This window comes from Microbacterium sp. (assembly GCF_031180975.1).
Taxonomy (GTDB): domain Bacteria; phylum Actinomycetota; class Actinomycetes; order Actinomycetales; family Microbacteriaceae; genus Microbacterium.
Genome location: NZ_JAPSLI010000003.1, coordinates 1 through 23,878, shown reverse-complemented (window position 1 = coordinate 23,878; position 23,878 = coordinate 1). Strand labels below are relative to the sequence as shown.

Genomic DNA, 23,878 nt, shown 5'->3' with positions numbered 1-23,878 from the left:
CAAACGAGGATGAGTTCAGTTCACACCGACGCTCGCACCGGCGCGCAGACGCTGCGCCGCCAGCTCCTCCGCGGCCTGCAGCGGCGTGACACCGCGCGCCTCGGCGTCGTCCAGGATCCGGCGCACCGTGTCGCCGATGCCCGCCACCCGCGCCATGATCTCCTCGGTGGTGCCGAGGTGCTTCGCCTCGAGGTCGAGGTAGATCACGCCACCGGCGTTCACGACGAAGTCCGGCGCGTACAGGATCCCGCGCTCCGCCAGACGATCCGCACCCGAGTGGTCCGCGAGCGGGTTGTTCGCCGGCCCGCACACCGCCTTCACGTCCAGCGCGTCGATCACCTCGTCGGTGAGCACACCGCCGATCCCGGCGGGGACGAACACGTCGGCCGCGACCAGGTGCTCGGAGCCCGGCTCCACCCACATCGCGCCGAGCTCCTCGGCGAACGCGCGCCGCGCCGGGTTGATGTCAGTGACGATCAGCTGCGCGCCCTCGTCCGCGAGACGCGACGCCAGCCGCCCGCCCACCTGACCGAGACCGGAGATGATGATGCGCCGCCCCGCGGCATCCGGCGAACCCGTCAGCCGCTCCAGTACCGCCTGCAGCGACGCGTGCACGCCGAGACTGGTCGGGCCGGCCGGCTCGCCCGAGCCGCCCACCGCCGACGGCAGCCCCACGACGTGCTGCGTCCGCTCGCTCACGACGAGCATGTCGTCGGTCGTCGAGCCGACATCCTCCGCCGTGCGGTACAGGCCGCCCAGCATCTCCACGGCGTCGCCGAGGTCGAGGAAAGCGTCACGGCGCCGCTCGGCATCCAGCACGGTGCCCTCGGGCAGCCCGATCACCGACTTCCCGCCACCGGCGTCGAGGCCGGCCGCCGCGTTCTTCAGCGTCATCGCGGCCGACAGTCGCAGCGCGTCGCCGAGTGCGTCGCTCCAGTGCGGGTACGTCCACAGCCGCGCCCCGCCGAGGGCGGATCCCAGCACGGACGAATGCAGCGCCACCGCGATGAACAGTCCGCTCCGGCGCCCGGTGATCACCTCCACCCGCTCGTGGGTGAAATCGGGCAGGGGCAGGGTGTGGTGCGTCATCGCGTCCTCTTTCGGCGGGCCTTGTGGGCATGCGCTGCGGATGCCGCGGTGTTGCGGCATCCGCTCCCATTATCCCGCGAGAGCGCGCGCGGAGGCTAGCGTTGGCGCCGCTCCCTGACCCGCATGTTGATGACGATCGGGGTGCCCTCGAACTCGTACAGCTCGCGCAGGCGCCGCTGGATGAACCGGCGGTAGCCGGGGTCGAGGAAGCCGGTCGTGAACAGCACGAAGGTGGGCGGACGCGTCGACGCCTGCGTGCCGAACAGCACGCGCGGCTGCTTGCCGCCACGCAGCGGGTGCGGGTGGGCGGCGACCAGCTCGGTGAGGAATGCGTTGAACTTGCCGGTCGGGATGCGACGGTCCCAGTTCTCCAGCGCCTTCTCGAGCGCGGGAACCAGCTTGTCGAGGTGACGGCCGGTCTTCGCCGAGATGTTCACCCGCGGCGCCCACGCCACGTGCGCGAGATCCTGCTCGATCTCGCGCTCGAGGTAGCGGCGGCGGTCCTGCCCCTCCATGTCGTCGTCGAACAGGCGATCCCACTTGTTGAAGGCGAGCACGAGCGCGCGGCCGGACTCGAGCACCATGTCGATGATGTTCAGGTCCTGCACGCTGATCGGCTGGCTGACGTCGAGCACGACCACGGCGACTTCGGCCTTCTCCAGCGCGGCCGATGTCCGCAACGACGCATAGAAGTCGGCACCCTGCTGCAGGTGCACGCGGCGACGGATGCCGGCGGTGTCGACCAGCCGCCACATCTTGCCGCCCAGCTCGACGATCTCGTCCACCGGGTCGCGGGTGGTGCCGGCGAGGTCGTTGACGACCACGCGCTCCTCCCCCGCCGCCTTGTTCAGCAGCGACGACTTGCCCACGTTCGGCCGGCCTAGGATCGCCACGCGGCGCGGGCCGCCGATCTCGGCCTTCGCCACCGCCGACACGTCGGGCAGCTTCGCCATGATGGCGTCCAGCAGGTCCGCGACGCCGCGGCCGTGGATGGCCGAGACGGGGTACGGCTCGCCCAGACCCAGGTTCCACAGCGCCGCCGCCTCGGGCTCGTGGCGGGCATCGTCGATCTTGTTCGCGACGAGGAACACCGGCTTGCCGCTCTTGCGCAGCAGCCGCACGACGTGCTCGTCGGTCGAGGTGGCGCCGACCATCGCGTCGACGACGAACAGCACCACGTCGGACAGGTCGATCGCGACCTCCGCCTGGGCGGCGACCGAACGGTCGATGCCCTTCGCGTCGGGCTCCCAGCCGCCGGTGTCGACCAGCGAGAAGCGCCGGTCCATCCACTCCGCCTTGTACGTCACCCGGTCGCGGGTCACGCCAGGGGTGTCCTCGACGACGGCCTCGCGGCGGCCGAGGATGCGGTTCACCAGCGCGGACTTCCCCACGTTCGGGCGTCCCACGATCGCGACAACGGGCAGCGCGGGCAGGTACTCGATGCCGTCCTCGCCACGCGTGACGCCCTCCAGGAGGTCGGCATCCTCGTCCTCGAGCTCGTAGTCGGCGAGGGAGGCGCGCAGCGCCGCGGCACGCTGTTCGGCGAGCTCCTCGTCTAGCTCGGCCATCTTCTCCGCGAGCTGGTCGGGCGCGCCTTCGTACTCGTCCTCAGCCATTGTCCGTTCCTCTTTCCACACTGCGCCGCCGAGCGATGACCGAGAGTACGGCATCGATGGTCTGCGCGAAATCAAGTTCTGTCGAGTCGACGACGTCCACGCCGGGGGCGGCGTTCAGGAAGTCGACGACGCTGCTGTCGGAGGCGTCACGCTTGTGCAGCGCCTCGGCGACCGCCGCCGCGTTCTCGCCCGCCAGTTCGGCGGCGCGGCGCGCGGCGCGCACCTCGGGTGCCGCGGTCAGCAGGATGCGCACGGGCGCGTCCGGTGCGACGACCGTGGTGATGTCCCTGCCTTCCACGACGACGGCCGGGTACTCGGCCTCGGCGACGACGCGGCGGAACATGTCGTTGACCTGCGCGCGCACCTCTGGCACGCGGGCCACACCGCTCACCGCCGACGACACCCGCGGCTCACGGATCGCGTCGGTGACGTCCACCTCGCCGACCAGCACGCGGCGGTCGTCGGGGTCGAGTCGCTGCACGAGCGGGAAGTCGGATGCCGCACGGCGCACCGCCTCGGCATCCGCCGTGTCGGCCCCGCTCTCCAGCACGTGCCAGGCGAGCGCCCGGTAGGCGGCGCCGGTGTCCAGATAGCCGAAGCCGAGCCGGCGGGCGACCGCCTTCGAGACGCTGGATTTGCCGGAGCCGGCCGGGCCGTCGATCGCAATGAAACGGTGCACGTCAGTCATTGGTGTTCCCCGCAATCCGCCATCCGCGTTCCTCGAGTCCTTCGATCGCGCCGCGCAGCGACGCGGGCGCGACGCTGATCTCGGCGAGACCGAACTGCGCACCCGGCGAGTGCTCGAGCCGCAGGTCCTCGACGTTGACGCCGAGTTCGCCGAGCTCTCCGAAGAGACGCCCCAGCTGACCGGGGGTGTCGTCCACCATGACGACGAGTTGCTCGAAGCGGCGGTTCTGGCCGTGCTTGCCGGGGAGCCGCTCCACGCCCTCGTTGCCCTGCCGGATGGCATCCGCCACCGTGCGACGGGCGCCGGGTGCCTCGGGATCGCGCAGCGCGTCGGCCACCCCGCGCAGGTCGTCGGCCAGCGCGTCGAGCACTTCCACGACCGGCTCGGCGTTGGCGCTGAGGATCTGCACCCACAGCTCGGGAGCGGATGCCGCAATGCGCGTGGTGTCCCGCACGCCCTGACCCGCCAGACGCAGGGCACCCTCGTCGGCGGCCGCGAGGCGGGCGGCGAGCAGGCTGGCCACCACCTGCGGCACGTGCGAGGTGAGCGCGACCGAGCGGTCGTGCTCCTCCGGGGTCATCTCCAGCGGCATCGCGCCGAGGTCCAGCGCGAGCGCCTCGACCAGAGCGAGGTCCGCGGCGCGGGTCTGCTCGTCGCGGCACACCACCCAGGGGCGGCCGATGAACAGGTCGGCGCGCGCCGAGATGGCGCCGCCGCGCTCACGCCCGGCGAGCGGGTGCGATCCGATGTAGCGGGTCAGGTCGACGCCGCGGCGGATGAGTTGGTGGAACGGTTCCAGCTTGACGCTGGCGACGTCGGTGACGACGGCATCCGGGTACCGCTCGAGCTCGGCCTGTATCACGTCAGCGGTGACATCCGGCGGCACGGCGACGACGATCAGCGCGGGGCTGTCGTCGACGCGCTCGGCGCGGCCGGCGCCGTAGTCGATGGCCAGGCGCAGCTGTGCCGGCGAGGCGTCCGCAAGCACCACGTCCACGCCCTTGGCGCGCAGGGCGTGCCCGATGCTGGATCCGAGCAGACCCGCCCCGACGATGCGCACGGTCCCCGAGACGCGCGGCGCGACGCCGGGTGCCGGCACGACGTCCGTGCGCGGCGGAAGAGAGGGGGTCACTCGGTCTCCTGCTTGTCGTTCGCACCCGCGTCCGCAGGGGAATCCTGGCGCGCGAGAGTCAGCAGCGCACCACGTTCGATTTTAGTCAGCTCGCGGGCCTTGCCGGCCGGGAGCGTTCCCAGGTGCAGCGGGCCGAACTGTCGCCGCACCAGTTCGATGACGGGATGGCCGACGGCCGCCATCATGCGCCGGACGATCCGGTTGCGCCCGGAGTGCAGGGTCAGCTCGACCAGACTCGCCCCCTGCGACACGTCCATCAGTCGGGCCTTGTCAGCCTGGATCGGACCGTCCTCGAGCTCGATGCCGCGGGTCAGGCGTGCGATGGTCTGGGCGGTGACCGTTCCCTCCACCTTGGCGATGTACACCTTGATGACGCCGAACGACGGGTGCGCCAGCACATGGGCGAGCTCGCCGTCGTTGGTGAGGATGAGCAACCCGCTGGTCTCGGCGTCCAGCCGTCCGACGTTGTACAGCCGCTCCGGCCAGTCCTTGGTGAAGCGGCGCAGGTCCGGCCGCCCCTTCTCGTCCTTCATCGAGCTGACGACACCGGTGGGCTTGTTGAGCATCACGTACCGCTTGGAGACGTCGAGCTGCACGGCCGTGCCGTCGACGTCGACCAGGTCGTGCTCGGGGTCGATGCGGGTGCCGAGCTCGGTGACGGTGCGACCGTTCACGCGGATGCGCCCCTCGACGATGTACTGCTCGATCACCCGGCGCGAGGCGACGCCGGCGTTCGCGAGCGCCTTCTGCAGGCGGATGCCGTCGGGCTGAGGGTCGGTCATCGCAACGTCCCTTCGTCGAAGCCGTCGGCGCCGTCGTCGAGCAGCGGCGAGATGGGCGGCAGCTCGTCGAGAGAGTTGATGCCGAGGTGCTCGAGCAGCGCGTCGGTGGTGCCGTAGTTGATCGCGCCGGTCTCGGCGTCGGCGAACAGCTCGGTGATGAGGCGGCGGGCGAGGAGGGTGCGCACGACGGAATCGACGTTGACGGCGCGGATGGAGGCGACCTGCCCCCGGGTGACCGGCTGCTTGTAGGCGATCACGGCGAGCGTCTCCAGTGCCGCCTGGGAGAGCCGCGCCGGCGCCTGCCCGCCGACGAAGTCGGCGACGAGGTCGTCGTGGTCCTCACGGACGTAGAACCGCCAACCGCCCCCGACCTCCCGCAGCTCGAATCCGCGCCGCGGCCCGGAGCCGCGGCCGTCGTAGTCCTCGACCAGCCGCTCCAGCGTCTGCCCCACCGCCGCCACCGGCGCGTGCACGGCCGCGGCCAGCGCGACCAGCCCGATCGGCTCATCGACGATCATCAGGATCGCCTCGACACGCTCGGCGAGCGGCGTCTCGAGAACGACATCCTCCTCCATCGTGGTCCCTTCAACGGTCATAGTCGGCTCCCAACGTGGCCAGCTGCTCGTCCGACCAGCTGTCGGCCGACCAGCGCAGGGTGAGCTCTCCGAGCGGTTCGAGCTGTTCGAACGACAGTGCGGCGTGGCGGTACAGCTCGAGCACCGAGATGAAGCGGGCCACGACGATGCCCGGCTCGGTCACCCCCGTCACCAGCTCGCGGAAGGTCAGCGACTCGCTGCTGCGCAGCAGCGTCACGACGATCGCCGCCTGCTCGCGGATGCTGACCAGCGGTGCGTGCAGGTGGTCGAGCCCCACGGTGGGGATCTCCTTCGGGGCGAACGCGAGCATCGCGAGCGCCGCGAAGTCCTCCTTGCTCAGCGACCACACCAGCTCCGGCGTCTTGCGGCGGTGCTTCTCGTCGAGCGGGACGGCGCGTACGTGCCGCCGGTCCTCGCGCTGCAGGCAACGGGCGAACCAGGCCGAGACCTCTTTGAACGCGCGGTACTGCAGCAGCCGCGCGAACAGCAGGTCGCGGGCCTCGAGCAGCGCCACCGATTCGGCGTCGACCAGCTCGCCCTGCGGCAGCAGACCGGCCACCTTCATGTCGAGGAGCGTGGCGGCGACGACGAGGAACTCGGAAGCCTGGTCGAGCTCCTTCTCACCGTCGAGGTCTTTCAAGTACGAGATGAACTCGTCGGTGACCTTGCTCAGCGACACCTCGGTGATGTCGAGTTCGTGCTTGGAGATGAGGTTCAGCAGCAGGTCGAACGGGCCGTCGAAGTTGGCGAGGGAGACGCGGAACCCTTCGCCGGCCCCGACGACGGAGAGGTCCTCAGGCGACGGCGCCACGGGCGACCAGCTCCCGCGCCAGTCGCAGGTACGCCTGGGCGGCGGCGTGCTCCGGCGCGAACTCGGTGATCGGGACGCCCGACACCGAGGCGTCGGGGAACTTCACGGTGCGGCCGATCACGGTCTCCAGCACGTCGTCCCCGAACGCCTCCACCACCCGCTCGAGCACCTCGCGGGAGTGCAGCGTGCGCGGGTCGTACATGGTGGCCAACAGGCCGTCCAGCTTGATGGCCGGGTTCAGTCGGTCGCGCACTTTGTCGATGGTCTCGATCAGCAGCGCCACGCCGCGCAGGGCGAAGAACTCGCACTCGAGCGGGATGAGCACGCCGTGCGCGGCGGTGAGCGCGTTCACGGTGAGCAGTCCCAGCGAGGGCTGGCAGTCGATGAGGATGACGTCGTACTCGCCGGTGACCTGACGCAGCACGCGGGACAGGATCGTCTCACGGGCCACCTCGTTCACGAGGTGCACCTCGGCGGCGGACAGGTCGATGTTCGCCGGCAGCACGTCGAGGCCGGGCGTCGCGGACGCCACGATCGCCTCGTGCGCGTCGCGCTTGGTGTCCAGCAGCAGGTCGTACACGGTGGGCACGTCGTGGGTCTGGATGCCGAGACCTGCCGACAGGGCGCCCTGCGGGTCGAAGTCCACGGCCAGCACCTTGCGGCCGTACTCGGCGAGCGACGCGGCCAGGTTGATCGAGGTGGTCGTCTTGCCGACGCCGCCCTTCTGGTTGCACAGCGCGATGATCCGCGCCGGCCCGTGCGAGTCGAGCGGCGGCGGGGTGGGGAACCCGCGGTACGGGCGACCGGTCGGGCCGATGGGGGTGTCGTCCCCCTTCGTCGCCCTGGACCTGGACTTCGCCGCTTTCTGCGCCACCGTTTCCCGCCTTCCGTGCTTGGTCGATTGTAGCGGCAGGCCCTTTCGCCGCCTTCCCGGCGCGCGGCGGGGCCGCCGTTGCGTCTCAGCGTGCGCGCGGGTGCGAGGTCGCGTAGACGTCGCGCAACGCATCCACCGAGACGTGCGTGTAGATCTGGGTCGTCGCCACCGACGCGTGTCCGAGCAGCTCCTGCACCACCCGCACGTCCGCGCCGCCCTGCAGCAGGTGCGTCGCGAACGAGTGCCGCAGGGTGTGCGGCGACACCTCCGCGGTGATCTGCGCACGCTCCGCGGCCGATCGGATCACCAGCCAGGCGCTCTGCCGCGACAGGGGCACACCGCGGGCGCCGAGGAACAGCCGCGACGTCGCCCTGCCCTTCGCCGCCAGGGCAGGGCGCACGCGTGTGAGGTAGGCGTCCACGGCAGCGCGGGCGTACGAGCCGACCGGCACGATGCGCTCCTTGTCGCCTTTCCCTCGCAGCCGCAGCACGTCGCCGTAGGAGAGGTCGTCGACGTCGAGCGTCACCGCCTCCGAGACACGCGCGCCGGTCGCGTACAGCAGTTCGAGCAGGGCGCGGTCCCGGATGCCGATCGGCTCGTCGGCGGACGGGGCGGCCAGCAACCGTTCCACCTGGTCGATGGTGAGCGCTTTCGGCAGCCGCTGCGGCGTCTTCGGCGGCCGCAGTCGGGCGCTCGGGTCGTCGGGTTCGATGCCTTCCCTGGCCAGAAAACGGTGCCACCCGCGCACCGACGACTGCAGCCGGGCGAGGCTGGTGGCGGCCGGCGGGGGTTCGGCGCGCGAGCGCTCGGCGACGAAGTCGCTCACGACGGCCGCGGTGACGGCATCCGTCGTCTCGATCCCACGCTCGGCGAGCCAGTCCAGGTAGCCGCCCAGGTCGCGCCGGTAGGCGGCGACGGTGTGCGCGGACAGGCCGCGCTCGATCGTGACATGCCGCAGGTACGCGTCCAGGGCCCGATCGAGCCGCACGGTCAGCTCCGGTCGCGCAGCCGGTGCGATGCCGCCAGCACCCCGAGCGACAGGATGCCGTTGTGCAGCCGGCCGGACAGCACGCCGTCCACGGCATCCGCCAGCGGCACCCACTCGACGCGGATGTCGGCCTCCTCGTCGATCCGGGCGTGCGCCGTGTCGGCGTCGGAGATCCCGGTGGCGAGGAACAGGTGGATCATCTCGTCGTTGCCGCCGGGGGTCGTCCACGACGACAGCAGCGGCTCCCAGTGCGCGGCGACGAGGTCGGCCTCCTCCGCCAGCTCCCGCTGTGCGGCGACGAGCGGCTCCTCCCCCGCCACGTCGAGCAGGCCGGCGGGCAGCTCCCAGTCGCGGTGGCGGATCGGATGCCGGTACTGCTGGATCAGCAGCACGCGGCCGGCGTCGTCGAGGGCGACGATCGCCACGGCGCCGGTGTGTGCCACGTACTGACGGCGGATCTCGCCGTCGCCGTAGCGCACCCGGTCGTCGCGGACGTCCCAGACGGCCCCTTCGAACACGAGGTCGCTGCTGAGCACCTCCGGTTCGAACGGCTCGTCGCGGAGATCAGGCATCGTCTTCGCTGAACAGCTCGCTCGCACGGTGACGGTCGATGGCCGCGGCGACCAGGCCGCGGAACAGCGGGTGCGGTGAGGTGGGCCGCGAGCGCAGCTCGGGGTGCGCCTGCGTGGCGATGTAGAACGGGTGCACGTCGCGCGGCAGCTCCACGTACTCGACCAGGTCGAGGTCGGGGTTCAGCCCCGAGAACGACAGCCCGGCCTCGGCCAGCCGCGGACGGTACGTGTTGTTGACCTCGTAACGGTGGCGGTGCCGCTCGGACGCCACGTCCGCGCCGTACAGCTCACGGGCCAGGGTGCCCTCGCCGAGCGCCGCCTCGTACAGGCCGAGGCGCATGGTGCCGCCGAGGTCGCCGCCGTCGAGGATCTCGACCTGCTCCGCCATGGTGGCGATGACCGGCTCGGCGGTTTCCGGGTCGAACTCGGTCGAGGAGGCACCGTCGATGCCGGCGACGTTGCGGGCGTACTCGATGACCATGCACTGCAGGCCGAGGCACAGGCCGAGCGTGGGGATGCCCTGCTCGCGGGCGAAGCGCAGCGCGCCGAGCTTGCCCTCGATGCCGCGGATGCCGAAGCCGCCGGGGACGCAGATGCCGTCGAGGTCGGCGAGCGCCTTGGCCGCGCCCTCGGGCGTCTCGCACGAGTCGGACGGGATCCACCGGATGTTGACCTTGGTCTCCTGCGCGAAGCCGCCGGCCTTGAGCGCCTCTGTGACCGACAGGTAGGCGTCCGGCAGGTCGATGTACTTGCCGACCAGGCCGATGGTGACCTCGAGCTTGGGGTTGTGCACGGCGTGCAGCACCTTCTGCCAGCGCGACCAGTCGACCTCGCCGGCGGCGAGCCCGAGGCGGCGCACGATGTACGAGTCCAGGCCCTGGTCGTTCAGCGTGGACGGGATGTCGTAGATGCTGGGCAGGTCGACGGTGTTGATGACGCCCTCGGCGTCGACGTCGCACATCAGCGCGATCTTGTTGCGGTTGCTCTCGCTCACCGGGCGGTCGCTGCGCAGCACCAGCGCGTCGGGCTGGATGCCGAGCTGGCGCAGCGCCGCGACGGAGTGCTGCGTCGGTTTCGTCTTCTGCTCGCCCGACGCGCCCATGAACGGCACCAGCGACACGTGCACGAAGAACACGTTGTCGCGGCTCAGTTCGTGGCGCAGCTGGCGGGCGGCCTCCAGGAACGGCTGCGACTCGATGTCGCCGACGGTGCCGCCGACCTCGGTGATGATGACGTCGGGGCGGGGCTCCTCGGTGGCCTGCAGCCGCATGCGGCGCTTGATCTCGTCGGTGATGTGCGGGATGACCTGCACGGTGTCGCCGAGGTACTCGCCGCGACGCTCACGCGCGATCACCTGGGAGTAGATCTGACCGGTGGTGACGTTGGCGGCCTGCGACAGGTTGATGTCGAGGAAGCGCTCGTAGTGCCCGATGTCCAGGTCGGTCTCGGCGCCGTCGTCGGTGACGAAGACCTCGCCGTGCTGGAACGGGTTCATCGTGCCCGGGTCCACGTTCAGATACGGGTCGAGCTTCTGCATCACGACGCGCAGACCGCGCGCGGTGAGGAGGTTGCCCAGGCTGGCCGCGGTGAGCCCCTTGCCCAGCGAGGAGACGACACCGCCTGTCACGAAGATGTGCTTCGTCGTGGTCGGGTTGTCGTTCGCGTTCCCCGCGGTGGAAGAGTTCATCACGGGCTTCGATCCTATCAGCCCCGGCCGGAGAGCGCGGGTTGGACACGATCAGTCCTGCGGCGACGCGACCACGATTCGTTCGATCAGCACCGGGCCGCCGACGCTGCGGACCGACACTCCCCCACCGGTCGCCACATCGGTGAGGTCGGTGAGCACTGACACGCCATCGTCTGCGAAGACCTCGAGTGAGCAGACGTCGATCCAGGCTGTCAGTTCGAGCCGGCTGCCGCAGCGCGTGGGCAGCGCCTGGACGGTGCGGAAGGCCTCGGGGAAGCACTCGGCGACGTGGGTGCGATCGTGGGTCAGCACTCCGGAGCGCGGGTCGTAGGCGAGGCGAATGCCGCCGGACCGCTCCTCGTCGTGGCCGAGCCGCAGCTCGACCCCGGTGGCGTCAGCGAGATCGATCGCAAGATCGATCCGAGCGCACGGGGGAAGCGCGACCGGCAGTGCAGTCCAGTCACCCACCCGGATGCCGGACGCCTCGGCCACGTTGTGCACGGCAGGCCCGACCGGCTGCTGCCGCAGACGCGGGCGCGATTCCACCATTGTCAGCGACAGCCGGCGAGCCAGGGTCATCGCCCCGCGACGCGGTTCGTCCTCGCGATACGGGAGGTCCTTCGCGTAGTCCCAGTTGCTCATCCACGCGATGAGCGTCCGCTCCTGTTCCGGCAGACCCGAGAAGGTGACGCCCGCGTAGTCGTCGCGGCCGTAGTCGAGCCAGAGCACGGCCGCGTCCTCGCCGTCGTCATCGGGAGTGAAGGTGACGCCGTCGAACGAGCCGACGACGTACTGAGTGCCGGATCCCCCACCCGGAGCTCCCTCGTTGAGACTGATCAGCATCACCCAGCGCACGTCGGACGGATCGCCGTCGACGGCGAGCGGGAACAGATCGGGGCACTCCCAAACGCCCTCGACAGCACCACGCGGGCCGTAGTCCGAAAGATGGGTCCACAGCTTCAGGTTGTCGGACCGATAGATCACCACGCGGCGCTCCACCGCCTCGACCGCCACCATCACCCAGTACTCCCCCGCCGCCCCGCGGTACCGGAACACCTTCGGGTCGCGGAAGTCGGCCGAGCCGCGGTCGAGCACAGGATTGCCGCCGTAGGTGGTCCACGTCGTCCCGCCGTCGACGCTGTAGGCCAGCGCCTGGTTCTGCAGCCCGGGCGCCGCCGAGGTGTAGATCGCCGCGAGCGCGGGATTCTCCGCCGTGCCGAAGCCGGAGGTGTTCGCGTGGTCGACCACGGCGGAGCCGGAGAAGATCTGCGCGCCGTCCTGCCAGAGCAGCGCCACAGGGTGCTCCTCCCACTGCACGAGGTCCGTGCTCGAGGCATGCCCCCAGCTCATCTTCGCGTGGTCGACGCCGTCCGGGTTGTACTGGAAGAAGAGGTGGTAACGCCCGTCATGGTGCACGAGCCCATTCGGGTCGTTCATCCAGTTCCGCTGCGGCGCGAAGTGCGCGTACGGTAGGCTTCCGAACGCGTGGGGGAGAGCGGGGGTGCGGGCGTTCATGGGTCCTTACTTTCCGTTTTCGGTGGGGAGGGCAAGTACACGGGCATGCAGCCCTTCGCCGGCGTCGAGGCGCCACTTCCGCCCTCGGGCGGGATACGTACGGATGCTGACCGGCGCAGCGCCGGCGGCAAAGACCTCCACGACGCTGCCGTCCACGAGGATGCGGTGCTCGCGGGGCGGCCCGTCATAAGCGTAGACGGGTTCGGCCGCGTCGCCGGCGAGGACGAGGCGGATCTCCGAGGCGGTCCCGGACAGTTCGTAAGCCTGCGCCTCGATGCTGCCGTCGGCGCCGATCCGGACCGGATCCGCCCGAAGTGCGGTCAGCTCCCCAGCGGGAGCCGAACGCAGCTCGCCGTCGTCGAGGGACAGTTCCCGTGGGAAGGTCAGCACTCCCGACCAGCCCGCGTCGACAGCGCGTGTCTCACCGACCGGCTCGCGCAGCCAGCCCCACAGCAGGCGGCGTTCGCCGTGCTGCAGCACCTGCGGCGCGTAGAACACGTCGCCGCCGTCGAGCACGCCACTGCTCTGCGGGCGGAATCGCGGACCGTCCGGCGTCTGCTCCAGGTCTCCGATCAGCCAGACCACACCTCCGCGTCCCAGCGGGCCGCCGTCCGCGCGCCACAGAGACAGCAGCAGCACCCAGCAGTCACCGATCGGGAAGAAGTTCGGACACTCCCAGATCTGCACCGGCGGCAGCTGCGCCGCCACGGGGTCCGCCGCGTCGAGGAGGGCGCCGAGCGGCCTCCACCGGTCGAGGTCGTCGCAGGTGTAGAGGGCGACCAGCGGCTCGCCGCCCGCGGTTCCCGCGCCCTGCACGGCATACCGGTGACCGCCGAAGTGGAACAAATACGGATCCCTCACCTCGAGTCCACCGGCACCGGCCGTACCCGGGATCGTGCCCCCGTCAACCGTCCATTCCTGAAGTCCGGCGTCACGCGGCACCGCCCGGAGTACGCCGGCCTCTCCCGAGCCACGGCGGTCGACCCCGGTGTACAGGATAGTCGGGACGCCGTCCTCCACGATGGTGCTCCCGCTCCAGCATCCCGCCTCATCAGGCGCGCCGGGCCGAGGCGAGAGAGCGATCGGCTCCTCCCGCCACCGGACGAGATCCGACGAGCTGACATGCCCCCACCGGATATCGGCATGCACAGGTGCATCCGGGTTGTACTGGAAGAACACGTGGTAGCGGCCGTCGTGCACGACCAGCCCGTTCGGGTCGTTGACCCACCCCTGGGCGGGCCGGCCGTGCAGCGCGGGGAACGCGGAGTCCGTCACTTGCCGGCCCCGGCGGTCAGTCCCTCCCGCAGCGGCTTCTGTCCGAAGATGAACACCAGCAGTGCGGGGATCATCGAGATGACCACGCCTGCCAGCACTGTCGAGACGCTGCCCGTCCCGAGGTTCCCCTGGAGGGTGACGAGACCGAGTGGAAGCGTGAAGTTCTGTTCGCTGATCGTCATGATCAGCGGTCGGAAGAATTCGTTCCAGTGGTAGTTGAACGCGAGGATGCCGACGATCGCCAGCCCAGGGGTCGCGAGAGGCAGGTACACCCCGAAGAACACCCGCCAAGGACCCGCGCCGTCGATCTCAGCAGCTTCGGCGAGCTCGGCGGGGAGTCCGAGGAAGTACTGCCGCATCAGGAACGTCCCGAACGCCGTGGGAAGCGCGGGGATGATCAGCGCCAGCAGGGTGTCGGCCAGGCCCATGCCGCGGATCAGCATGAACACCGGGACGATGGTGACCTGCATCGGCACCATCATCGTGGCGAGGATGAGTCCGAACAGGAGCTTCTTGCTGCGGAACTCGAACCGTGCGAACACATAGCCCGCCATGGCGGCGCTGAGCATCTGGCCGACGGCGATCAGCAGCGTGACGAGGGCGCTGTTCCAGGTGTACAGCCATACCGGGATGCGGTTGAACACGTCGATGAACGCGCCGAAGCCGAACTCGACGGCACCGGTCTCGAGGTTGGACGGCGTCATCGCGGTGATGACGGTCCAGACGACCGGCGCCAGGGTGAGGAACACCGCGAGGCCGAGAAACGCGAACTTGCCGAACCTGCCGAGGCCGCGCAGCGGCGAGGGCTTCTGGACTGCTTCGATGGTCATGTCTGTTTCCTCACCCGTAGAAGACGAACCGCTTGCTGAGCTGGAACTGGATGGCCGTCACCAGCATGATCAGGAGGGTCAGCACGATGCCGATCGCGGAGGCGAGGCCGAACTCGAGCTGCTGGAAGGCGGACTCGTAGATCACCATCACCGCCGTGCGCGTCTCGTCGCCGGGACCGCCCCGGGTGAGGACGTACGGCTGATCGAAGATCTGCAGCGCGCCGATGATTGCCATCACGGAGGCGACCAGCATGGTAGGGCTGATGAGCGGAAGCGTGATCTGGCGGAACTGGGTCCAGCCGGTAGCACCGTCGATCGAGGACGCCTCGTAGACCTCCTTCGGGATGGCGGCGACACCGCCGATGAAGAGCAGGAACGTGAAGCCGAAGTTCTGCCACACGTACACCAGCAGCACGACGACCTTGGCACCGAACCCGGTGGTGAGCCAGCCGACCTTCTCCCCGCCGAAGAACGACAGCACCTGGTTCACCAGACCGAACTCCTGGTTGAACAGGTACGCCATGACCAGGGAGACGGATGCCGCGGACAGGATGAGCGGGAAGAACAGCGACGAACGGAAGAACGTGCGAAGCCAGTTCGGCATCTTGGACTGCACCAGCACCGCGAGCCCGAGCGCCACGGCGAGCTGCACGATGACTGCGACGATGACGAAACCGATCGTGTTCAGGAACGACACCCGCACGGTGGGATTCGCGGCGAGCTGGACGAAGTTGTCCATGCCGACGAACTCCGGCGCCGTGATGATGTCCCATCGGAAGAATGCCAGTAGTACGGACCCGATGATCGGGATGAAGGTGAACACCCCGAGCCCGATCAGGGTCGGCGCGAGGAACACCCAGATGAGCAGGCGATTGCCGCGGTTCTTCTCGCCCGCGGGTCTGACTCCCTTGGGTACGACGTTGGCGCGCGTGGTCGAGGGGTCGACGGGTGCAGTGGTGATGGACATCAGCGTCCCTTCAGTGCGAGTTCGAGGTCGCGCTGCATGGTCTCCAGGCCGCGCTTGACCCCGTCAGGGCCGTTCGTGATCGCTCCGACCACGTTCTTGATGAGGGCGGACTCGACGGCCGCCTGCTGCGGCGGCGCGGGGATTGGGCCCGTGTCGGGGAAATTGTCGAGCGTGTCGTAGAACACGTTCCAGTGCGCGGGTCCGATACCCGCGCTGTAGCGCTCGTCGTTAACCGAGCGCCGGGCGGCGTTCGAATCCGGCTTGGGCCGCGCGAAGCGCATGCCCTCCAAGGAGGCGCTGTACTTGATCCACTCCCACGCCTCGTCCTTGCGCTGAGAGGTCTCCATGATCGCGTAGCCGTCGACGCCGAACTGATGACGCTGGCCGCGCATCTTCGGGAAGTACGTCACGTCGTACTCGTCGTTGCGGAATCCGGCATCGTGCAGGCCCTGCACCCAGTAGCCGCCTGCCGGGGTCATCCCGACGGCGCCGGTGGAGAACAGAGCGACCAGTTCGTTGCCGCCACCCTGGGCGGGATTCGCCGCAATCCCCTCGCGCACCATGGTCTCCAGCACGGAGAAGCTCTCGATGGTGCGCTCGTTGAGGGCGTCGGCGTTCTCCCAGAGGTAGCCGCCGCCGCGCGGCGTCTCGTTCGGATAGAACCGGTTCCAGAACCAGTCGCCGCCGGACGCCTTCTCCTCGGTGAGGATGCTGGTCTCGTTGATGTACAGCCAGGGGACCACGCCACCCCACAGGCGGTTGTTCCAGAAGTACGGAACGAAGTTGCCGGGAGCCGCGCTCTGCATGGCGCGCGCGACAGAGAAGAAGTCGTCCACCGTCCAGTTGTCGCGCGGGCGGTCGAGACCGGCCCGGTTGAGCGCCTCGGTGTTGTAGTAGACGTTCGCGGCGTTCCATCCGAGTGGCAGCTGGAACAGGCTCCCCTGGTACATCATCGCCTCGACGAGCGTGGGGCTGACGTCGTCGAAGAAGTCCTGGATCTCGGCGGCGTCCCGGCGCACGTAGTCGTCCAGCGGGTGCGCCATGCGCGAGGCGAAGAGCTGGGTGCCCTCGGTCGCGACGGTGACCACGTCGGGTGCCGTGCCGGCGGCCACCATGGTCAGGATCTTGGCGAAGTAGTTGCTCCAGTCCTGCCCCTGGATGGCCACGATCCGGACGGGGATGTCGGGGTGCTTGCGCTGGAACCCTTCGACCAAGGATGCCCGTGCCGCAGCGTCCTGCGCCGTGCCGAGCAGCGCCACGGTGAGGGCCTCGTCGCCACGCCCCGGGATGTCGCCACCTGTGAGCCGGGGCCAGGAGAGGGCGGTGCCGGCGACCCCGAGCCCGATGAGCCCGAGCATCGCCCTCCTCGAGATATCAACCACGCTGTTGCTCCTTTGCGCTGTGCGAGCGTACGATCACGACAAGCTGAATGCATTCAGCAAGGCGAGATCCGATTGCTGAATTGATTCAGCAATCGGATGCTAGCATCGCGTCTGAGGGAGACGCAAGAAGTTTCCCAGGATGTCGGGTGGTCCGGAGCAGGGGGCGCAATGAACGCAGCAGCCGGTCGCCGGCCGACTCTGGCCGACGTCGCCGCCCTATCGGGGATGTCACGCGCTGCTGTGAGCATGATCCTCAACGATAGACCCGGTTCACGGCTTTCGGCGGAGGCCGCCGAGCGGGTCCGTGCCGCAGCCGAAGAGCTGGGCTACCGTCCGCACCCCGCTGCGCAGAGCCTGCGGCTGGGCACGACCAAGACGATCGGCTTCATCTCCGACGAAGTCACGATCACCCGGTTCGCGTCGGGCATGATCCGCGGCGTCCTCGACTCGGCGAAGGCGCATGATCACACGGTCCTCATGGCCGAGACGGGGGGCGACCCCGAGTCGCTGCGCGAGTCCGTGGAGACCATGGTCGACCGGCGGGTGGACGGCATCATCGTCGGCCTGATGGTGGCGCGCATGATCGACCTGCCGAAAGTTCGTCACCGGGTGCCACTCGTCGTCGTGAACGGCACGTCGTCGCGCGAGCATCCGAGTGTCCTGCCCGCCGAACGCGAGGCGGGATCGGCGGTCGCCCGGCATCTCGTCGAGTACGGCCACCGCCGCATCGGCATCGTTGGAGAGCTGCCGGATGTGATCGCCGATCCGCGCCGTACGGTGACGATCGGTGAGCGTTTCGAGGGCATCGACGCAGTGCTGGCGGGCGCCGGCATCGACGCTCCCCGTGCCCCGATGCAGAACTGGAACCCTGCGGACGCGTTCACGCTCGCAACCCGCATGCTTGAGTCGGCTCCCGGCCTTACCGCTCTCATCGCCGGCAACGACCGCGTCGCCTTCGGGATCTATCAGGCCATGGCGGAGCGCGGGCTGAAGGTCGCCGAGGACGTCTCGGTAATCTCGTTCGACGACGAGGAGCTGGCCGACTACCAGCGTCCTGGGCTGACGACCGCACGGCTGCCGTACGAGGAGATGGCGCGCCGGGGTGTCGAGATGCTCATCGGCGACCGTGAACTCGCGCACGAGCGGGTGCCCATGCCGCTCATCATGCGGGAGTCGGTCCGCGAGCTGCGCTGATGCGTCAGCGCAGCTCGAGCAGTTCGCGCGCGTGGGTGAGCGCGGCATCCGAGTCGGCGAGTCCTGAGAGCAGGCGGGCCATCTCGGCCTCCCTCTCCTTCCCGTCGAGCCGGCGCACGCTGGAGGCGGTCACCGACCCGTCGTTCGACTTCACCACCGACAGGTGGTTGTTGGCGAACGCGGCGACCTGCGCGAGGTGTGTGACCGCGATCACCTGCGACGTCTCGGCCAGTCGCGCCAGCCGCCGCCCGACCTCGATGGCGGCGGCGCCGCCGATGCCGGCATCCACCTCGTCGAACACGAAGGTGGGCACCGGGTCGGCGCCGGCGATCACCACTTCGATGGCCAGCATCACGCGCGACAGCTCACCGCCGGACGCGCCGCGAGCGACGGGTCGGGGCTCGGCGCCGGGGTGCGGGGCGAGCAGGATCGCGACCTCGTCGCGGCCGTGCGCGGACTCGGCGCCGGGGGCGACCTGCACTTCCAGCCGGGCGTCCGGCATGGCCAGCGCGTGCAGCTCCTCTGTCACGGCATCCGACAGCTGCTCGGCGGCCGCGGTGCGGGCGGCGGTCAGCGTGGCCGCGGCGGCGTCCAGTTCGGCACGGCACTGCTCGGCTTCCTCGCGCAGCCGCTCGATGCGGTCGTCGTCGTCGTCGAGTTCGGCGAGACGGGCGGAACCGGTCCGCCACAGCTCGAGGGCGGCGTCCAGCGAGCCGTGCCGACGGATCAGCCCGCCCAGTGCCGCGCGGCGCTCCTCGACGGCGGCGAGCTCGTGCGGACCGGATTCGTCCAGGTCGGCGAGGAAACCGGACAGTTGCAGCGCGAGGTCGGCGGCGCGGTAGCCGAGCTCCGCCGCGGCCTCGCCGATCTCGGCGAGCTGAGGGTCGCCCGCGCGCTCCAGCGAGCGGCGCGCCTCCGCGAGCAGGGTGGCCACGTCCGGCTCGTCCTCCTCGCTGGAGAGCGCGTTGCGGGCGACGGATGCCGCCAGGCGCAGCTCCTCGGCGTTGGCGAGCTTCTCGGCGCGCTCGTTGAGCGCGACGTCCTCGCCGGGCTGCGGGTCGAGCTGCTCGATCTCGGCGAGCTCCTCGCGCAGCTGCGCGGCTTCTGCGGAGCGCCGGTCGCGGTTGCCGGTGAGGTCGGCGATCTGGGCGTCGAGCTCACGCCAGCGGTGGAAAAGTTCCGCGTATCGCTCTCGGGCGTCGCCGATCGCCGGTCCGCCGAAGCGGTCCAGCGCGTCGCGCTGGGCGGCGGCGGAGCGCAGGCGCAGCTGCTCCGACTGGCCATGCACCACCACGAGCTCCTCGGCCAGCGAGGCGAGCACGCCGGCGGGCGCCGCGCGGCCGCCGACGCTGGCCCTGCTGCGCCCCTCGGCGGTCAACGTGCGTGACAGGTACAGTTCCGCGGCGTCCCCTGCCGGTTCCAGCTCTCCCCCGGCATCCGCGACGATCTCGGCAACCCGCCCCTGCGGCGGGACCAGCCAGACGCCGTCGACCGACGCCTGGGCGGCACCGGCCCGCACGGCTCCGGAGTCGGCGCGGGCGCCGAGCAGCAGACCGAGCCCGGTGACGACCATGGTCTTGCCGGCGCCGGTCTCGCCGGTGACAGCGGTGAAGCCGGGGCCGAGGGGCAGCACGGCGTCGTCGATGACGCCGAGACCGCGGATGCGCATCTCGTCGATCATGAAGCGCCCCGCCATCCCTCGACGGGGAGCTGGAACTTGCGCACCAGCCGGTTCGTGAAGGCGGTGGGATGCAGTCGCGCCAGCCGCACCGGGTGGGACGAGCGCCGCACCACGACGCGCGCGCCGGGCGGCAGCTCGTGCGAACGACGGCCGTCGCACCACAGGATGCCGGTGCCGTCGGTGCGCTCGAGCATCTCGATGGCCACCGCGGCCTCCGGGCCGACGACGAGCGGCTTGGCGAACAGGGCGTGCGCGGACAGCGGCACGACGGCGATGGCCTCGACGGACGGCCAGATCACCGGGCCGCCGGCGGAGAAGTTGTAGGCGGTGGACCCGGTCGGGGTGGAGACGACCATACCGTCGCAGCCGAAGCTCGACAGCGGACGGCCGTCGATCTCGAGGACGACCTCGATCATGCGTTCCCGGCTGGCCTTCTCGACGGTGGCCTCGTTGAGCGCCCACGTCTCGAACACGACACGGCCCTCTACGTCTTTGACGCGCACGGAGAGCGCGAGGCGCTCCTCCACCTCGTAGTCGCGGGCGATCACGCGGTGCACGGCGTTGTCCATGTCGTCGCGGTCGATCTCGGCGAGGAAGCCGACGTGGCCCATGTTGATGCCGAGCACCGGTGCATCGGAGCCGCGGACCAGCTCGGCGGCGCGGAGGATCGTGCCGTCACCGCCGAGGACGATAGCGAGCTCCAGCCGGTCGAGGGGAATGTCCGCCCCGAGGAGACTCACGTCGGCGAGTCCGGGTTCGACGGCGGCGAGTTCGTCACGGTCGGCGGCGGGGAGCACCGGCGTCGCTCCGGCGTCGCGGAGCGCGCGCACCACCCGCAGCGCTGCGGCGACGGTGTCGGCGCGCCGGGCGTGGGCGACGACCAGGATGCTTCGCTCGTTCATCGTCCTCCTGCTGCGCGTGCGATCTGCTCCGTCCATTCTGTCGGATCACCGCCGCGGCCGGGCGTGAGGTGCACGAGGTACTCGGCGTTGCCGTGCGTGCCGAGGATCGGCGAGGGCAGGATGCCGGCGGTGCCGAGCCCGGCGTCGTGCGCGTCCCACAGCACCCGCTCCACAGCATCCACCCTGGTGTTCGGGTCGGTGACCAGTCCGCCGCGCACGGCGGTGCGGCCGACTTCGAACTGCGGCTTGACGAGCAGCACGACGTCCGCGTCCGGCGCGGCGACCGCGGCGACGGCGGGCAGCACCAGCGACAGCGAGATGAACGACAGGTCGCCGACGACGAGGTCGGGGCGCGGCGTCTCGCCGGTGGCTTCGGCGAGACGAGCGGCGTCCATGAAGCGGACGTTGAAGCCCTCGACGGCGATCACACCTGGGTCGGCTGCGATCCGGGCGTCGAGCTGGCCGTGCCCCACGTCGACCGCGAGGACCTTCTCGGCGCCGCGCTCGCGCAGCACCTGGGTGAATCCGCCGGTCGAGGCGCCCATGTCCAGGGCGAGACGCCCCTCGACCGGGATCCGGAACGCGTCGAGAGCGGCGACGAGTTTGTGAGCGCCGCGGCTGACGTAGTGGTCGCCGCCGTCCACGGCGATGTCGGAGTCCGGCGTGACAGGGGTCGCGGGTTTCACGACCGGTCGTCCGTCGACGCGCACCAGGCCCTGCGCGACGAGCGCCGCGGCGTGCGTGCGGGAGCGGGCGAGGCCGCGTGCGGCGAGTTCTGCGTCCAGCCGGGTCATCGGGGACTCGGCGCGGCGTCACGCGCGTCGGAGCGCGGCGTGCTCTCCAGCCGCTTCATCAGTTCGTCGTGCAGCGCCGTATACGCCTCGGCGCGGGCGGCGAGGGGCTGTCCCTCGATCAGGCGCAATCTGCTCCAGAGCGCGTCGGTCGGCTCTTCTCGCGTGTGCTCCATCCGACCACTGTAGCCCGCCGATCCCCGGCCGACGTCGGCGACGCTCAGGGGCGGTGGAACGGGTCGGCGTACAGCTTCTCCGGCACCCGGAACGCGTAGATCGCGAGGCCGGTCGCCCAGATGGCCGCCGCGCCGGCACGGAGCAGGTCGATCTGCGATGCCCCCTCGGCGAGGATGTGGACGTCCGCGTCGACGACGCGCACCGAAGCACCGCGGACGGTGAACACGCCGTCCTTCTCGGTGATCTCCGGGTAGGGCTCGTGCAGCTCTCGCAGGTCGCCGAGGATGTAGTCCGGCCGGGATCCCGGCGGAGCGGCGAGCACGTGCTTGGGCCGGTCGATGCCGGTCAGGACCAGAGCGGAGGCGATGCCCGCGCGTGCGGCGCCGAGGATGTCGGTGTCGAGGCGGTCGCCGAGGAACAGTGCGTTGCTGGCGCCGAAGCGGGCCAACGCCTCCTTGAAGATCGGGGTCTCGGGCTTGCCCGCCACTGTCGAGAGCCGGCCGACGGCGGTATGCACGGCGGACACCAGGGTGCCGTTTCCGGGAGCGACGCCGCGTTCGCGCGGGATCGTCCAGTCGGTGTTCGTCGAGATCCACGGGATCCCGCCCTCGTTCTCCGGCACCTTCAGGGCGAACGCGGCCTCGGCCAGGTCGGTCCAGGCGACTTCGGGGGCGAAGCCCTGCACCACGGCCTGCGGGGAGTCCTCCGCGCTGCGGGTGACGGTGTAACCGGCCTTCTCGGCTTCGACGACCAGTCCCTCTCCCCCGACGATCAGGATCGTGGCTGGCGGCGGGACCTTCGTGGCGAGCAGGCGCATGGCGGCCTGCGGGCTGGTGACGACTTCCTCGGCGCGCACGGACAGGCCGAGGCTGGAGAGGTGCTCGGCGACCGAGGCGTCGGTGCGGGAGGCGTTGTTGGTGATGTAACCGAGCCGGACGGTCTCGGCCGCCCGGTTGAGGTTGTCGACGGCGTGCGGCAGCGCGCCGGGTCCGGCGTAGACGACGCCGTCGAGGTCGGCGAGAAGCACGTCACGTCCGGTGAGCGGAGTGGATGCCGGCGCGGCGGGCGCGGCGGCGCGGCGGAACAGCCCCATCAGTCCTCGTTCTCCTCCTCTGTCTCCTCGAGCTCGGTCTCCTCGATGATGATCTCGTCTTCGTCGTCGTCGAGACCGAGAGCGGATGCCGCGGCCTCGGCCCGCTGCGTCCAGAAGGCGGCCTCGTCGGTGCGACCGAGGTCCTCGAGCACGGCGGCGCGCGCGGAGAACAGCGCCGGGCTCCACTCGAACGCGCGGTCCGGGTCGAGCTCGGGGATCTCGAGCTCGCCGAGTGCGAGTTCGGTCTCGCCGCGGTCGAGGCGCGCTCCGGACATCGCGATCGCCAGCGCGACACGCGCGGCCGGGGTCAGGCTGGAGCGCTCGACCGCGCGCCCCTCCTCGAGGGCACGGTCGGGGCGACCGACGCCGCGCTCGGAGTCGACGATCAGAGCGATCTGGTCGTCCTTGCCCGAGATGCGGCGGTAGGTGCGCAGCTCGCGAAGCGCGAGGGCGAAGTCGCCGATCCGGTAGGACGTGATGGCGAGCGTCTCCCGCACGACGGCGACGCGGCCGGCGCGACGGGATGCCGCCAGGGCGTGCTCGTGCGCGCGCTCGGGGTCCTCGTCGATCAGACGGGCCGCCATCGCGAGGTGGCGGGCGACCTGCTCGGCGTTCTCCTTGCTGAGTGTCTTCAGCTCGTTGCGCGCGGCCGGGTGCAGGTCGCGCGGTGTGATCTCCTCGGGGATCTCCGGCTCGGGAACCCGCTCGCGCACCGGGGCGAACTCGGAACGCGGGCGGTCCACACCGCCGCGCTGCGGGAAGCCGCGCCGCTCGCCGTCGCGCTGGGGGCGATCACCCTGGTGACGGCGGTCACGGTCGTTGTGCTGCGGACGGTCGCCGCGGTACGGACGGTCACCGTCTCGCTGCGGGCGGTCGCCGCCGTGGTGCGGACGGTCGCCACGGTACGGGCGATCGCCGCCCTGCTGCTGCGGGCGATCACCACGGTACGGGCGGTCACCACCGCGCTCCGGACGATCGCCGCCGGACTGCGGGCGGCGCTCTCGCGAAAAATCCGAGTAGCGCGGTTGGCGCGGGGAGTCGTGGCGTCGATCGTTCGCGCCGTCCCCGCCGTCGCGACGGTCTCGCTGCTCTTCCGACATCCTGACTCCCTGTTGAGGTGTTAACGCAAGATGGCCACCCAGCTTTGGGTGGCCATCTTGCTTAAGAGAAGTCCGGCGGTGTCCTACTCTCCCACAGGGTCCCCCCTGCAGTACCATCGGCGCTGTGAGGCTTAGC

The 23,878-nt window shown here is 70.4% G+C and carries 24 protein-coding genes and 1 rRNA gene; 2 read left to right on the top strand and 23 right to left on the bottom strand.

The features are described 5' to 3' along the window. Positions 1-15 precede the first annotated feature (15 nt). The 16 genes from RIF65_RS04865 to RIF65_RS04790 form a co-directional block, all read right to left on the bottom strand. Positions 16-1,089: a Glu/Leu/Phe/Val dehydrogenase family protein gene (locus tag RIF65_RS04865; protein WP_309066836.1), complete on the bottom strand. Its 1,074-nt coding sequence runs from the start codon at positions 1,087-1,089 to the stop codon at positions 16-18. Between the two features lie 95 nt (positions 1,090-1,184). Continuing rightward, positions 1,185-2,705: a ribosome biogenesis GTPase Der gene (gene der, locus RIF65_RS04860; protein ID WP_309066837.1), complete on the bottom strand. Its 1,521-nt coding sequence runs from the start codon at positions 2,703-2,705 to the stop codon at positions 1,185-1,187. Further along, positions 2,698-3,393 (bottom strand): (d)CMP kinase, encoded by a 696-nt coding sequence (cmk, locus tag RIF65_RS04855; protein ID WP_309066838.1) that lies wholly within the window; start codon positions 3,391-3,393, stop codon positions 2,698-2,700. Before cmk ends, der begins: the two co-directional genes overlap by 8 nt. Next, the gene (locus tag RIF65_RS04850) at positions 3,386-4,525 is read right to left on the bottom strand and encodes a prephenate dehydrogenase (RefSeq protein WP_375142127.1); all 1,140 of its coding nucleotides are present in this window, start codon (positions 4,523-4,525) and stop codon (positions 3,386-3,388) included. Before RIF65_RS04850 ends, cmk begins: the two co-directional genes overlap by 8 nt. Continuing rightward, positions 4,522-5,307 carry a pseudouridine synthase gene (locus RIF65_RS04845; protein WP_309066839.1) on the bottom strand — a complete coding sequence of 262 codons (786 nt, stop codon included), beginning with the start codon at positions 5,305-5,307 and terminating at the stop codon, positions 4,522-4,524. The genes RIF65_RS04850 and RIF65_RS04845 overlap by 4 nt, the downstream gene beginning before the upstream one ends. Beyond that, positions 5,304-5,903, bottom strand: coding sequence for an SMC-Scp complex subunit ScpB (gene scpB / locus RIF65_RS04840; protein WP_309066840.1), 600 nt, complete (start codon positions 5,901-5,903; stop codon positions 5,304-5,306). The genes RIF65_RS04845 and scpB overlap by 4 nt, the downstream gene beginning before the upstream one ends. Next, on the bottom strand, positions 5,893-6,714 hold the full coding sequence (locus RIF65_RS04835; protein ID WP_309066841.1) for a segregation and condensation protein A: 822 nt from the start codon (positions 6,712-6,714) through the stop codon (positions 5,893-5,895). The genes scpB and RIF65_RS04835 overlap by 11 nt, the downstream gene beginning before the upstream one ends. Next, positions 6,698-7,588 carry a ParA family protein gene (locus RIF65_RS04830; RefSeq protein WP_309066842.1) on the bottom strand — a complete coding sequence of 297 codons (891 nt, stop codon included), beginning with the start codon at positions 7,586-7,588 and terminating at the stop codon, positions 6,698-6,700. The genes RIF65_RS04835 and RIF65_RS04830 overlap by 17 nt, the downstream gene beginning before the upstream one ends. A gap of 85 nt (positions 7,589-7,673) precedes the next feature. Next, positions 7,674-8,576: a site-specific tyrosine recombinase XerD gene (gene xerD / locus RIF65_RS04825; RefSeq protein ID WP_309066843.1), complete on the bottom strand. Its 903-nt coding sequence runs from the start codon at positions 8,574-8,576 to the stop codon at positions 7,674-7,676. Between the two features lie 2 nt (positions 8,577-8,578). Continuing rightward, on the bottom strand, positions 8,579-9,148 hold the full coding sequence (locus RIF65_RS04820) for an NUDIX hydrolase (protein ID WP_309066844.1): 570 nt from the start codon (positions 9,146-9,148) through the stop codon (positions 8,579-8,581). Then, entirely contained in the window at positions 9,141-10,835 is a 1,695-nt protein-coding gene (locus RIF65_RS04815) for a CTP synthase (RefSeq protein ID WP_309066845.1), read from the bottom strand. Before RIF65_RS04815 ends, RIF65_RS04820 begins: the two co-directional genes overlap by 8 nt. Positions 10,836-10,886: 51 nt before the next feature. Continuing rightward, complete coding sequence (locus RIF65_RS04810; RefSeq protein WP_309066846.1) at positions 10,887-12,350, bottom strand: glycoside hydrolase family 32 protein; 1,464 nt, start codon at positions 12,348-12,350, stop codon at positions 10,887-10,889. Positions 12,351-12,356: 6 nt separating this feature from the next. Beyond that, the gene (locus RIF65_RS04805) at positions 12,357-13,625 is read right to left on the bottom strand and encodes a glycoside hydrolase family 32 protein (RefSeq protein ID WP_309066847.1); all 1,269 of its coding nucleotides are present in this window, start codon (positions 13,623-13,625) and stop codon (positions 12,357-12,359) included. After that, complete coding sequence (locus RIF65_RS04800; protein ID WP_309066848.1) at positions 13,622-14,455, bottom strand: carbohydrate ABC transporter permease; 834 nt, start codon at positions 14,453-14,455, stop codon at positions 13,622-13,624. The genes RIF65_RS04805 and RIF65_RS04800 overlap by 4 nt, the downstream gene beginning before the upstream one ends. A 10-nt stretch (positions 14,456-14,465) precedes the next feature. Then, the gene (locus tag RIF65_RS04795; RefSeq protein WP_309066849.1) at positions 14,466-15,422 is read right to left on the bottom strand and encodes a carbohydrate ABC transporter permease; all 957 of its coding nucleotides are present in this window, start codon (positions 15,420-15,422) and stop codon (positions 14,466-14,468) included. Further along, the gene (locus RIF65_RS04790; RefSeq protein WP_309066850.1) at positions 15,422-16,804 is read right to left on the bottom strand and encodes an extracellular solute-binding protein; all 1,383 of its coding nucleotides are present in this window, start codon (positions 16,802-16,804) and stop codon (positions 15,422-15,424) included. Before RIF65_RS04790 ends, RIF65_RS04795 begins: the two co-directional genes overlap by 1 nt. A 96-nt stretch (positions 16,805-16,900) precedes the next feature. Here RIF65_RS04790 and RIF65_RS04785 point away from each other — a divergent pair, with 96 nt between their 5' ends. After that, positions 16,901-17,998, top strand: coding sequence for a LacI family DNA-binding transcriptional regulator (locus RIF65_RS04785; RefSeq protein ID WP_375142126.1), 1,098 nt, complete (start codon positions 16,901-16,903; stop codon positions 17,996-17,998). 4 nt (positions 17,999-18,002) lie between these two features. On the opposite strand, the gene recN is transcribed toward RIF65_RS04785, so the two are convergent. Genes recN through RIF65_RS04755 form a run of 6 tightly spaced genes read right to left on the bottom strand, consistent with a single transcriptional unit; the run spans position 18,003 to position 23,385 of the window. After that, positions 18,003-19,679 carry a DNA repair protein RecN gene (gene recN / locus RIF65_RS04780; protein WP_309066852.1) on the bottom strand — a complete coding sequence of 559 codons (1,677 nt, stop codon included), beginning with the start codon at positions 19,677-19,679 and terminating at the stop codon, positions 18,003-18,005. Next, a complete protein-coding gene (locus RIF65_RS04775) occupies positions 19,676-20,581 on the bottom strand; it encodes an NAD kinase (protein ID WP_309066853.1) in 906 nt (301 codons plus the stop codon). Before RIF65_RS04775 ends, recN begins: the two co-directional genes overlap by 4 nt. Then, positions 20,578-21,375: a TlyA family RNA methyltransferase gene (locus tag RIF65_RS04770; RefSeq protein WP_309066854.1), complete on the bottom strand. Its 798-nt coding sequence runs from the start codon at positions 21,373-21,375 to the stop codon at positions 20,578-20,580. The genes RIF65_RS04775 and RIF65_RS04770 overlap by 4 nt, the downstream gene beginning before the upstream one ends. Then, positions 21,372-21,548 carry a hypothetical protein gene (locus RIF65_RS04765; RefSeq protein ID WP_309066855.1) on the bottom strand — a complete coding sequence of 59 codons (177 nt, stop codon included), beginning with the start codon at positions 21,546-21,548 and terminating at the stop codon, positions 21,372-21,374. The genes RIF65_RS04770 and RIF65_RS04765 overlap by 4 nt, the downstream gene beginning before the upstream one ends. 44 nt (positions 21,549-21,592) lie before the next feature. Continuing rightward, entirely contained in the window at positions 21,593-22,642 is a 1,050-nt protein-coding gene (locus tag RIF65_RS04760; protein WP_309066856.1) for an HAD-IIA family hydrolase, read from the bottom strand. Beyond that, positions 22,642-23,385 carry a hypothetical protein gene (locus tag RIF65_RS04755; protein ID WP_309066857.1) on the bottom strand — a complete coding sequence of 248 codons (744 nt, stop codon included), beginning with the start codon at positions 23,383-23,385 and terminating at the stop codon, positions 22,642-22,644. Before RIF65_RS04755 ends, RIF65_RS04760 begins: the two co-directional genes overlap by 1 nt. A 57-nt stretch (positions 23,386-23,442) precedes the next feature. On the opposite strand from RIF65_RS04755, the gene RIF65_RS04750 reads away from it, so the two are divergent. After that, a complete protein-coding gene (locus RIF65_RS04750; protein ID WP_309066858.1) occupies positions 23,443-23,766 on the top strand; it encodes a hypothetical protein in 324 nt (107 codons plus the stop codon). Between the two features lie 46 nt (positions 23,767-23,812). Here RIF65_RS04750 and rrf read toward each other — a convergent pair. Beyond that, positions 23,813-23,878, bottom strand: a 5S ribosomal RNA gene (gene rrf / locus RIF65_RS15150); the annotation flags it as partial.